This is a genomic window from Oscillatoria sp. FACHB-1407, from assembly GCF_014697545.1.
Lineage (GTDB): Bacteria > Cyanobacteriota > Cyanobacteriia > Elainellales > Elainellaceae > FACHB-1407.
In genome coordinates, this window is record NZ_JACJSA010000029.1 from 13,800 (window position 1) to 26,187 (window position 12,388).

The window sequence follows — 12,388 nt, forward strand, 5'->3', positions numbered from 1 at the left end:
TCGGGGCAGGCCGAGGCGGGACGCGCCTAGCCTAGTCGAGCCATGGCTCGCCCTGATTCGCCTTAGGACGAATCAGGCTCTTCGAAGGCGAGGATTTTGAACCTCCCTAATCCCATGCTTCGCCCGTCACCTAATCCCACAAATTCTCCAGCCTGTACACAAATACTTTCCATTTGGCTACGAGATACAATCGTCTTGTCAAACTGAATCCCAAAACTGCATTGCCAGCCAGGGGCAGTGCTCACTCGGTATCGAATATTTCTGTTTTTCGTGCTCGGATTTACCACCGGCGACACATCAACAAAAACTTCGGGCATTTCTTCTTGGAAAATACCATCACGTAAATGCTCTGGGTTTCTAGGGACAAACCGACCTTGAACTATGATCGCCTTGCTTGGAACTCGCACCGTAGCGGTTACAAACTTTTCCAGGCTAGTTCTGCCCTGCTTGATAAATCGGCCTCCCTCGCGTAGACACTTAAAGACGGCGCTGGGTAGGATGTAAAGCTCTCGTTCCGGTGTCATTAACACTGATCGCCGCCATTCGTCGGGATCATTTCCTGCAACGCCACTCCTTTCTTGAGGGTCAAGTGAGAGCACATGAGGACCGAAATGATTCCACAGTAAGGGACGAGTGCCCTCAATTTTTACCTGAACCTTGGCTGAATTACCGACTGTGGGATTAACGGTGGAATTATCAGAAGTTGTCATCTATTTTCCGTTTATGAATCAATGCTGTTCACAACCATCATTAAAATGTTTCACCTAAAATACAGTCGAGTGAATCCTGTCACGGTGACAATCCAATCAGAATTTATGAAAGTTATGACTGTTGTAGAACAACAGTAGGCTTGTGCCAGGAGTCGTAGAACTCGGTATAGCTCATCCTGCTAGAGCAACGCACAATGATATGACGAAAATAATGTGCACAATCTGGGTTTCGTTCCCCCTGTTGCTTGTAACCATAGTTTGACCCTCCAATAATGAGTTTTAACAGCTCAGTTGTGGTAGATGAGTCAACCATTAAATCGTAGAAGTAGTCAGCGATCGCCACTTGAACAAATTTATCGTTGCACCGAGTAAGCAGAGAAGCCATTGCTTTAACCACATCTGTCTGGTTGATACTGCATTGAGCAAGAATCCACGCAATTGAACGCATAAAGTTAAGGTTAAAGCTGGTTCCAGAATGCTTAATTAAGACAGCAATTGCGTCTTCACTAATGAGATGTTTGTTTATTAAATTATTGACGACTCTGCCACGAATAAACGGATCTTTGCTATTATTCAACCTCTTTACTAAATCTCGAAATTCAAAACCGTCGATCGCTTCAAGTTCTTCCCTACGCAAAGTCTTCAGTTGTTCAACTTGATTTTTGGCCTTCTGATATAGCTTGTATCCAGGATTGAGCTTATGTGTTGTAAATTGAACCATATGAACCATGTAATCAAAGTCCGAAAGCGATGAAGGATCAATATCAGGAGGTTCGTTTATACAGTTTTCGGAATGCATCCAGTACCCTAAAAACTTCGTTAACTTCTCACGATATTGTTTAACGTTATACAGCCATGCTTCGTCACTCCAGACGTGAGATATATCGTCCCACTCGTCATAAAATAAAACTGTTGGACTAGCTTCTTTGTCTTCAGAAGTTACTTCGTTAAGACTACAACCATCAAACACATTACGCCCTTCATCAGTAAGCGTGTATATGCGTGTTCGATCGAAGAGGTTTTCGCATCCATCATCAAATTGCAACACTGACCACATGAATTGGTCTTTTTCTGCTGCTGTTATTTCTCTAGGATTCCGTCCTAACCAAAATAAAATAACCTCTCTCCAATGAGGATCAAAAACTCGGTAGGGCTTGTACTGGTCTGGATTCGTCTCGTCCTTCACAGGCTTGTTTTGGTGATCGCAAGGAAGAAAAAAGTCTCGACTGCGGACAGCGAGGGACGCAAAATATTCCTGAAAAGAGGAGTGGATGAAGGCATAGGCGTTTTCTATCTGCCTCTCCGTTACGACCTGCATTGGTTTGAGCCAACCGATACCAGTTGCAAGACCTAATAATTGTGGACTGAGGATCTCCTTGACTAATTCTTCCTGTATCCAGAAATGAGAACCTCCATCGATCGCTGTACATGCGAGCCTGGGTAAGGCTGAGTAAAGTTCTTCTGGCTGTGCATCAGCGGTAGATAATGTAGGGCGTTTCCAACTATCGACCGCTTCGACGAACTCTTTGTATAACCCAGCTTTGGTTGATGGCATGGGTCTCCGCAAGATCTCCCAAGTTTTGCACAGTAGAGTCAGAAGCAGTGGATTTTTGGCTAGATCCCGGACTTGTTCATTCCTTGGATCATGCAACTCAGAACGGAAAGCACTGAGTAATTCAGGTTCATTCGCCCACCATTTATGGAGGAATGCATCGACTGAGCTAGGAGAATCAGGCTGACCGAGGTCAAGGATTTGATAGATTTCAAATCCATCTAGTTCGTTACGCCTTCCTGCCCACAAGTGAGGGCGACTCGATAGAATAACGTGCGCGTTGCTGAGCCAGCCTTTCAGTTGTTTGAGTAACTTGGAAACAGAGTCACTGGAATTTGAATATTCATCTAATCCGTCAAGCAGCAGCCATACCTTCTTGCGCTGACATAAATCTTCTAGTGCGTCTTCAGTTTCCTTGTCGATGTGTCGCTGTTTGAGTGCCGTCTCAAGCCATTCCCCTAGTAAATGCTCTTCCAGGGGTTCTTTCAAATCTGCAAGGGAGACCCAGATTGCTATTGAGTTCGCAAGTTGCCCAAACTCCGGTTCGGAAGGTGGCTCAAATATCTTTTCAGCAAATTCTTGCAGAAAGGTTGTTTTTCCTGCGCCAGTGTCTCCAACGATCGCAATTCGCAGACCAGGCGATTGGCTATCCGCTAAATTTTCCAGCAACTGCTTGAGTAGAGTTTCTAGAGCCAGAGCGGTTATTTCTTCGCGATCGACTTCTGCTGGTGTTTCAAAAGAATTCTGTTGCAGTCTAGAAAAATGCTGAGGGCTTTTTTCTCTTCTCACAATTTGGAGAGGTATGAAAAGGTCTTTCCGGCCACGTCCTGGTTCCGTGTCGCCTAGAAGTGGCGAACTTGTGAGTCTGTTCGTTTGCTCCTGCAAAGACCGATACAAGCAGTCTCTTCTATCTAGCAAAAGATTTAATTGTGGATCCGGTATATCAGGAGGTGCTTCCGGTTCCTTAAATGCAGGAGTTTGACCAGGACAACGTTCTTCTATGCACTCGTGAAACTGCTCTTCAGTTAAACCTAATACAATGGCGATCGCCACTGCAGTGTCATAATCTACGTTCTCTCGAAGAAAAAATCTTTTCAATGTGCTTGCTGAGGTAGAAGCAGCATCAATAAGATCGCTCTCTGATTTCCCTCCCCGATAATAAGTTGATCGCGCCCCTTTAAGTCTTCTCAAGCCAGACTCTGTTAAGTAAACGCTCATAGTGGCACGTTGAATGGAGCCTTGTGGCTTTTTCTTTTTACTCCGGGAAGAGCGTTTATCCTTATCCATTCCCTGTTGTGAAGTAGCACCACTTAAAGGGTAATCATTTTTTCCAATAAGGGATGATTGTTTCTCCTCCTAATTGCGCTTAATTGAGTAGTAGTAGCTGAATCGCTTGCTAGGCAAGACTTGTAGGCTTTTAAACTTCTGACTCAAAGGGTGAGCTTAATTGGGCTAATTTGGACTGGTTTAGCAGAATGTTTTCTTTTAGATTGAGAGTGTTATCAGAAGCAACTTACATCTCTCTGATGCTTTGCTTTAGATAATTCCTTGATTAGGGCTGAGACTTATGGAATTTCATTGATTTAAGTTGGCTCTAAAGACAACTTCCGTTTGAATATTTCGATAAGTTTTAAGTGACGTTTACTTGCTTCGAATTCAATAAGAGCCTCTCTCATAAAACCTGTGCTCACTTGCTGACAAGGTTTTGCCATGTTGCTCTCAATTCTTATCTCAGTAAGTAAATATAACTTACGAAGTCAGATTTTCTGATAGTTAAATCGATTGTAACCATGACAGGGATTCATTGCCCTTGCTTTGTGCTGCCAATTATTCCTACTAATAGCCCTCGCTGAAACACATCACTGGAGTAGATCTCGTGGAGAAAAAGACGTTCATGCAATTCCTAACGGATTGGTCCCAAGCGGCAAAGGATCAGAAGGTTAATGATGACCTGGCAACTGTCCAAACTGCTTATGAAAACTATGTTTTCCCGACAATCGGGTTACGTAGCAACAAGTCGAAAGAGGATTTTGATGACAATTGGACAAAACTGACCCTTCAGAAGTTTATTGAGGTGTGCCTGCGCTGGTATGAGAAGGAAATAACACAGAATTCTAACCAGCCCGATATGCTGCCATACCCAAAGAATAACCTACCTGGGTTTGTGCTGTTTGTTTTTAATCGTCATTTTGACGCGGCGATCGTAGAAGGCGGTGAGAACGAAGCGAATCGGCGAGACTATGCTTCTTCTGTATTCCACTTTGCTGAGTGGTTAATTCAACAACAATGGTGGCAGGAGTCGTTTCCAGAGAGCGTACCTAGAATTGTCCCAACACGCGGCATGCAATCTAAGAAGCCAGCTACTCAGCCACGACGAGAACCGTACATTCTCAAGAGGGAGGAGCTACCAACGGCACTGTTACAAGAACTAGAAGCCTATCAACTGATTTGCCAGGACGGTGGCAGAATGCTCTGGAATCAGATTCAGCAACAGGAACGTGAGTTCAATCCATCGGCTTCTGAAGCAGAACTAAGGAAACACAAGCTCTTCAGACAAGTATTTCACCCGATCAGAGAGGTTACCTATAAACATGAGGAATATGCATTTCGTAGTTTTTGGACTTGGTGTGTCCGGGAAAAAGGTTATAGCCTATCAGAACTAACCTTGGAAATGCTGATCGATCCAGACTTATTACACGAGTATGGACTATGGTTCACAAGAGACAATCAAGTAACTCATGCTCAGTTGATTACGCTACTAATTGGGTCAGGCCGGGTTGCGAAGATCCAAAATCTTGGCAGGGCACAACGACGTGATTGGTCTGATATTAAAGTTATTCATCAGTTGAGGGATTTGAGACAGGAATACGCTCACTTTTACCGGCAAGAACGGCAAGACCGTCAATGGCTTCAGTGGAAGGATGTGCAAATCACTTACGATGAGCTGAAACAACTTCTGCCTTACTTACGGCAGCAAGGCATGCCTTATGTTGCAAAGCTAAACTCCTCTACAGGGCAAACCAGAGGTAAGAAACAATCTCATGCAAAAATTCTTTGGAATCGTCAAGTTCACATATTAGTCAAAGCTCTGGTTTGTGACCCTCAAATGAAACCGACAATCCAACAATACATTGAGGGGATCAACATTTTTCGCCAATTAGATAAGCGTAGGCCTCCTCGTTATGTTGAAGAAATTCGCCGCTATAGTCACTGCGGTATCAACAAGTTTTTCGGACACCCACTGCCAAAGGTCATCACTCACGATCTTGATGAGTGGTCACAAATATATAGACCAAGAGCAGAACAGGCACTTCAATCTCTAAATGATTGGCTCAGTTTTTGGGGATACCAACCAGATGCCTTACAGAAAATGCAACAGCGGTTAGATGCCGTGTGCCAAGGAGATATGCCAGGTACAGTCAAAGATGGACAAGCATACAAAAAGAGTCTTGAGAAGCAGATTAATGCTTTGCAAAATCGGATCAAAGCTTACTCTGTAGCAACGGCAAACTTTGAGCAGCACAACAGTTTCTTCTTCAACATAGGCATATTTAAGCCTGAGAATTTTGGGCTGCCATTAACTTGCGAATCTCTGCGGCGGATTCTGGAGAACTCGATTTCATCTGCTACACAAGCTGTACTTGGAAAACCTGTGTGGGTTTCATATCGGCAGCTTTTGTATCTTGTACTCTCTTCATTGGAACATAAGTATATGCCTGTGATTTACGGTAGACATCGCCAGAAATAGATCTCAAACGGCACAGTTCTGCTTTTAAGTAACCTCGCTTCATCTGAGATTCTCTCTTGAGATTCAACTTGTCAAAGCTAAATTGATTGGATCTCTTCATAAGGTTTTTGAGCGAGTTTTCCTGGATATTCTCCTCATTTTGGAAGTGGGTATGAATTTTGAAAATAACACCTCAACTGGGCATACGCCCTCCACCAAATTTTGAATCAATCCGTTCTGGAAGCTAATCACTACAAGCTGTAGAACGAAATCTTCTGAATGACGATTGCTTGAGTTGCGAGCATGACAGGGATAAATTGCCCTCACTTTGTGCTGCCAACTATTTCTACCACTAGCCCTGCTAAATTCTAGGAGCAAACAATGTCAAGTTCAATTCCTGATGTGCTGCAAGATGCCTTGGCTCTATATGAGCCAACCGTTTCACCTAAAGCATTTGCTAAACTTCAGAGCACTCTTAGACTCTATGTTCTGAAAGGCTTTACCTTTCGAGGATCTGCAAAAACAAAGCTTGAGGATTATCCTCGGCATATCCTGCTGAAGGATTTTGTGACTGAAGCACCCAACTATCTCTCTGCATCACTTGAACAAGCAGATCAAGAAGGTAAGAACCCCAAGACGTTGGCGAACGATCGCAGTAACCTTAAACAGTTCATGAACTTTCTGCTGTCACAGTCCTGGTATTCCAAGGTTGCTGTACTTCAGCCCATTCCAAAACGAGCACCTAAGTTAAGGGCAAAAGTTTCCTTAAAAACCTCTAGAAAAGGTAAACGGAGCTATCATGCCAATCCCTATGCTTTAAAGGAGTCTGAGCTGACAGCCCATTTGCAAGAGCAACTGTCTCAGTTACATCACTACGCAACTGATGAACATGTTTCTGGTCGTCAGGGAAAAAAGGTTAGAGAGACTACGTGGAAAACCTACAGAGTAGAAATTTTGCGCTTCCTTGGTTGGTTGAAGAACGAGCAAGAGTGCTCGTTAGACTTGCTGGATATCAGTTGGATGGCAGACCCCGACGAGGTAAGGAAATATGTTACGAACTGGCATTTCAAAGTTCGGGGAAATGGGTATCGGCAAGCCATCAGCATTTGTGATGCTGGATTGTTCGTTGCTAAGTATTTTGATGGACCCCAATCACAACTTCCATATTTTGCAGATTGTCCCTCAATAATTGGCATTCGAAAACTGAAAGCTGAACTTGCCCCTCATGTTAAGGACGATCGACGTACAACTTCTCCGGAGGCATTTGATGAGAAACTGCTAGAGATGGAAGAGTGCTGGAAGTGTGTTGAGTATTTACGCCAGTGTTGTGCTGAACGTGATTATTATGGTGCAAAACGTGCACAATCAGCAGTTATCGATTCTTGGCAGGATTACCTAATTATTGCCATTCTCACCTACACGCCTGTCCGCCAGCTCGAGATTCGAAACTTCAAGCTGGGCGGAAACCTAAAGCGGAGATCGAACGAATGGTGGGTGAGCCTGAAACTTGAGGAGCACAAAAATGGTTCTAAAACCCGAAAAGCCAGAGAATACCCCCTTTTTTCTGGCTCAATGAAGGAGCAGCTGACGCAGGACCTCGATTACTATGTTGAACACATCCGCTCTAGGGAGGGGGTCAAGCATCAATACTTATTTTTTACACGAGGGGGTAATTGCTTTCCAGAAAAGCGTGGCGAGCCAATCCTGAATGAATGTGTATTGTCGATTGCCATTCCCGTTCTGATGTATCGGGTGACTGCTCTCATATTTGAGAATAAAGAGCCAAAACGTCCAAGTCCTCACGACTTTCGTCGTATATTTTGTACCTGGCTTTATACCTACGGAACTCCTGATGCACAAAAGATCTACGCAGAATTGATGGGGCATTCAGTCGAAGAAGCTCGACGAACCTACGCTTTAGTACAGAGTAGTCACATTACAATGCAGGCTGACGAGGCGTTTGATGCAGTACTAGCTCGGCAGGAGCGGGTGAAGGCAAAATTCGGTTAGTACTTCTCTGTATTTCTCCAGGACACCAAGAAATATTCTTGGTGTTTTTTATTTGAATTGTTTGAATTTTGAAGACTTAATCCTCTAATAAACTTGTGCTTCAATGGTTATCATGTTTTTGAATTTTGATGGGCAGAAGTAAATTAAAAAGATCAGTTTATCAGCTATTTAACTATCGAATTATAGTACTACTATAAGGTAAGAATCGACATCAGAAAGCACGAAATTAAGAAATTTAAATATCAATCTATGCTTATTTTAACGCTATTCAGATATAACATCATGCTTGAATTCTTTTACTCAGAAAAACAATAGAGAAGCCACTTCTCAGTATCCTACTGCTCTAGGATGTCTAGGATTTCATAAATCGATGTAGACCTAGATCCCTTGCTCTATAGTAATTGTATCCATTTAGAGTAGAAGTAATTAAATGTTTTAGATACTAAGAACCTCCCATTATCAATATCTAAAACTCATGTTTTCATACTAGTCGCACTACCAAATCCGCTATTTGCGGATTCCTAAACTTGTGATTGGATCTCACCGTAGTGCGGCTAGGTGGATATGACTATTTCTACTTTCTTGAGAGAAGTTTCCTTTGGTCAATTAGCTGTTATTGCTGTCTTAAAAAGCTTTAGTTTGTAAATAATTGAAATTATGAAATTAGTCATGGGTAATCACAGTTTCTGTAATAGTTCTATCGTGATTAAATAACTTTTCAATTCAAAAGAAGAAGAAAGCCCTGTCACAATGACAAGGCTTTTCTTTTCTCAATTCTTAAATGGAGATTGGTTTTTTAGGCTCCCTGGCTCAGTCGGCACCAGCTTTGAAGCAAGCTGGGACGAATCCGATCGCTATTACTCCAAAGTAGGTGTACCTCCGCCAGTCGTCGGCAGCATCGCTCGGAAGGCTCGCGCTGGCTCGACCCTGATGAAAACCAGTGCTCGATCGTGCTGCGTGAGGCACCCGTCAAAGTTGCTAACTCAGTGTATGAAACTTCCCACAATTGGGTGAAAGCCATGGGTGGCAAAGGTGGGGGGCAGTGCTTATAGAGGTGAAATAGCTCCCACTGCCGCGTCGATGGGTAGCTTTTCATTGCGTATCCTCTGGGCGATCGCTTGGGCGATCGCTTGCCCTAGCATCAACTAGCTCTAAATCGTCTTCAAAACCCCAATCGCTGGTAATCCCATCCGCAAAAGAAGGACTTGATTCGTCCAGAGCGATCGCATAGTGAAAACCCAGTGCCTTCACACTCCCCTCACTACCAAAAACAACTCCTACCACCCGCCCAAAGTCGCTCGTGGGAACGCAAGCCCAACGAACTGCTTGCCCTAACTGAAATTTAGGTGCTGGAAGTGGCTGGGGTATTTGCTCCGGCATCGTGACGGGGGGAATTGATAGCTGTTTCTCCATAATCTTTGCCTCGGAGTTAAGGATTTACCCAAAACTTTCTCTGTGAAAGTCGTGATCATAAATTAGCATAAGTTTATGCTTAAAAGCATAAATAACCATAAATTCTCTGATCTATCTGATCAAACACTAAACTGTATGGCAGACAAGATCGAGGAAGAACAGTTGGTCAAGCGGATAACGGTCACATTAGATGACGACACGCACCGCATCTTGCAGCAATGGGCAGACGACGAAGCCAGGTCTGTCCCGAATCTGCTTGCTTGGCTAGCCTTAAAAGCTGCCAAAGAGCATGATCAGGGAAAGACCGATAAGGATAAGAAGGAGGATGCCTAGAGTCGAGATGAAACGGTTAGTCTTTCTGATCAACCGTTTGCAGTTTGATCAAAAATGATCTCCTAATCTGATCTTGTTTGATCTTAAATGACCCTACCCATGGAGGTTGATAGACCTAAAATAGGTGCATGCCACTAGAGATTGAGTAGTTCACAAATACTACAAAATGCGTTAACGTATCGTATCCCTATCGGATAGGTTAAATAACGCTCAATGGAGGAAATAAAAGGTGTTGATTGGATTAAGGAGGGTGCCTCAAAACGTTTGAACCCCCAACTGTTGGTACCAGTCAGGGGTCGCACGAAGTATTCATATTGAAGTCACCGATTAGGAGTACACAAGGCGGTGAGGCAAGCCTAGGAAACTTTCTTCCGCAATGTGTTGTTCGGTATGTAGCCTGGATAGCCCGACAAGGGAATCCACCCCCTACATGACGACACTTCGTCATGCAAACAAATTCTAACATCTTGGGATCAACTTGCAAGTCCCGAGAAAAGTTTTTATGTAGTTTTTTGCAAAAGCGACGACTTCTTTGGTGACTTTCATGCCTTGCAACACGCGAAAGTCATTTATTAGGAGTTTGTTCATGACCAGTTCAGTTGGGTCTCTGCCCGAGCCAGGAGGTGCTGCATGATTGCACCTGCCTATAAACCAGTTCCTCAACGTTTTGAATTTGTTCGGGAATGGGATGATCGATTTCTTGCCCTATTCCCTCACCGAGGTGATTACCTCTGGGCAGAGCACCCAGAACCAAAGAAAAGACCAGAGTGGAAGACAGAAAGCACCCACCTGCTCACCGATCGCATGATCCAGAAAGGCGAGTATCTGTATGGTGTTCGCTTCGGCAGTATTACGCAGTACCTCATGGCTGACGTTGACGCTCGCAGTGCTTACCACCCTAACAAGGATCCATTAGCGATCGCCCGACTCTTGGAGGCACTTGAACCATTAGGGTTAGTCGAGTGCATTATTGTCAAAAGTTCCGATAGCGGTGGGTTGCACCTGTACTTCCCGTTTGAAGAAGCTGTTTTGTCATGGGCGATCGCCTTGGTAGCCAAATCCTTGCTGGAAGCAAAGGGCTTTAAACTACGAGGCGGACAGCTTGAAATCTTCCCCAACCCAAAACCTGCAACTGAGTCGCCCATTAACTATAACGGGCACCGTCTACCTCTCCAGCAGGGATCTTATCTGCTGAACAAAGACTGGGAGCCAATTTTCTCCTCCCATCACGCCTTTGTTCAACAATGGGAGTTTGCTGCACGCCGGAACCAGGTGTCTGCTAGTGAGGTAGAGCGACTTGCCAAATCGGTGCAGCGCAAGAGCTATGGGAAGAGAATCAGAACCCGTGGGCGCAAGTATTTGACTGATTTGAACAACGATATTGAGCCTGGCTGGACAAGCTCAGGACAAACCCAATTTTTGCTTGGGAAGATCGCAAATCGGGAACGGGTGTTTTACCACGCTTTGTTTGGAGGTGAGCCTTTAGAAGGGCAAGCCTTGGCTGACCAAATTGCTGAAGTCGCTCAATCTCTCCCTGGGTATCTGGACTTCTGTAGGCACCAGCACGAGATCCATAAGAAGGCAGCAGAGTGGGCACGAGCGGCAGAAGTTCGCTACTACCCATACCCTTCTACCAGCAAGAAACTGATGCAGCAGCCCTTAGAAGAACATTCAGGTGACAGCAAACCATCCTGGAACGAACAACAGTCTCAGGCAGCCAAAGACCGAATTAGACGTGCGATCGCTGATCAACTGGAAAAAGGTACACTGCCAGCCCAAAAAACAGAGCGTCAGAGGGTACTCAGAACCTATGGGGTTGGTAACGTCACTTTAGTCAAATATCGCGACTTGTGGGATCCCGAATACCTGAAACCCTTGCTGGATGAGGAATACCACCCTCTTGAAGAAAGTCTGGGCAATTTCGAAAGCCTGAAACCCTTGCTGGATGAGGAATACCACCCTACTAATACCAATAAGCTTATCTCCGATCCTGCTTCTGCACCCTCAGTGCAGGAAGCAGGTGGAGTCTTTGATCTGGCTGTTGGGGGGTCTGGGGGGTTTTCCACAGGTGAACCTGATAGAGAGGATTTTCCCTCTCCTTTGGATACCTCTCACACCGGTGAGGCTGAAGTCTCTTTGACTGGACCTGCGTTGGTTCGGCAGATTTTGGCTCAGATTGCTACTAAGAGCCAGCAGTCTAAGCAAACTCGTTCCAATGATCTGCCTCCTCCTGATGAGCATTATTTCCGTTCAAAGAGCAAACAACTGGAATTGCTGGGTGAGGCGCTATCATCGAGTTCCTCCCCAAATGCAAGTTCACCACCTAATGTTCTACTAAATGGTTCTACTGAGTCGGAGCACGATTCAGTAGATTCTGAAAACGTTTCTGCAGTAGCTGCCAATTCTAATCCAGAGGATGTTGGGGATGTGATCGCTCAGGTTCAAGTGCAGTTTCAACGCCTTGGCTGGACTCCTGCACAGGCGAAAAGTTGGATCGCAGAACAGTTTGGAGGAAGAAGCCGGTGGCAATTAGCTGACGCAGAACTGGTTGATCTGCTGAGGAAGCTTCGAGACTGTGCATCCTTGGAAAAACCAGTAGCCGGAGATTATAGTTGACTCGTAGCGTTACTCACCTCAGAAAAT

At 44.7% G+C, this 12,388-nt stretch carries 8 protein-coding genes; 4 read left to right on the forward strand and 4 right to left on the reverse strand.

Translation table 11 applies throughout. From position 1 onward, the window contains the following. Positions 1-62: 62 nt before the first annotated feature. Entirely contained in the window at positions 63-710 is a 648-nt protein-coding gene (locus H6G89_RS30570; RefSeq protein ID WP_190513807.1) for a hypothetical protein, read from the reverse strand. A 112-nt stretch (positions 711-822) separates the two neighbouring features. Further along, complete coding sequence (locus H6G89_RS30575; RefSeq protein WP_190513808.1) at positions 823-3,549, reverse strand: NACHT domain-containing protein; 2,727 nt, start codon at positions 3,547-3,549, stop codon at positions 823-825. A 589-nt stretch (positions 3,550-4,138) separates the two neighbouring features. Here H6G89_RS30575 and H6G89_RS30580 point away from each other — a divergent pair. Together H6G89_RS30580 and H6G89_RS30585 are read left to right on the forward strand one after the other, a co-directional pair. Beyond that, positions 4,139-6,010, forward strand: a complete 1,872-nt coding sequence (locus H6G89_RS30580) for a hypothetical protein (protein WP_190513809.1) — start codon at positions 4,139-4,141, stop codon at positions 6,008-6,010. Positions 6,011-6,370: 360 nt separating this feature from the next. Next, complete coding sequence (locus H6G89_RS30585) at positions 6,371-7,999, forward strand: tyrosine-type recombinase/integrase (RefSeq protein WP_190513810.1); 1,629 nt, start codon at positions 6,371-6,373, stop codon at positions 7,997-7,999. A 796-nt stretch (positions 8,000-8,795) separates the two neighbouring features. On the opposite strand, the gene H6G89_RS30590 is transcribed toward H6G89_RS30585, so the two are convergent. After that, positions 8,796-9,095, reverse strand: a complete 300-nt coding sequence (locus H6G89_RS30590; RefSeq protein WP_190513811.1) for a hypothetical protein — start codon at positions 9,093-9,095, stop codon at positions 8,796-8,798. After that, on the reverse strand, positions 9,092-9,412 hold the full coding sequence (locus H6G89_RS30595) for a hypothetical protein (protein ID WP_190513812.1): 321 nt from the start codon (positions 9,410-9,412) through the stop codon (positions 9,092-9,094). Before H6G89_RS30595 ends, H6G89_RS30590 begins: the two co-directional genes overlap by 4 nt. Before the next feature lie 135 nt (positions 9,413-9,547). On the opposite strand from H6G89_RS30595, the gene H6G89_RS30600 reads away from it, so the two are divergent. Together H6G89_RS30600 and H6G89_RS30605 are read left to right on the forward strand one after the other, a co-directional pair. Then, positions 9,548-9,745, forward strand: a complete 198-nt coding sequence (locus H6G89_RS30600; RefSeq protein ID WP_190513813.1) for a ribbon-helix-helix domain-containing protein — start codon at positions 9,548-9,550, stop codon at positions 9,743-9,745. A gap of 630 nt (positions 9,746-10,375) precedes the next feature. After that, positions 10,376-12,361: a hypothetical protein gene (locus H6G89_RS30605; RefSeq protein ID WP_190513814.1), complete on the forward strand. Its 1,986-nt coding sequence runs from the start codon at positions 10,376-10,378 to the stop codon at positions 12,359-12,361. The last annotated feature ends 27 nt before the right edge of the window (positions 12,362-12,388 follow it).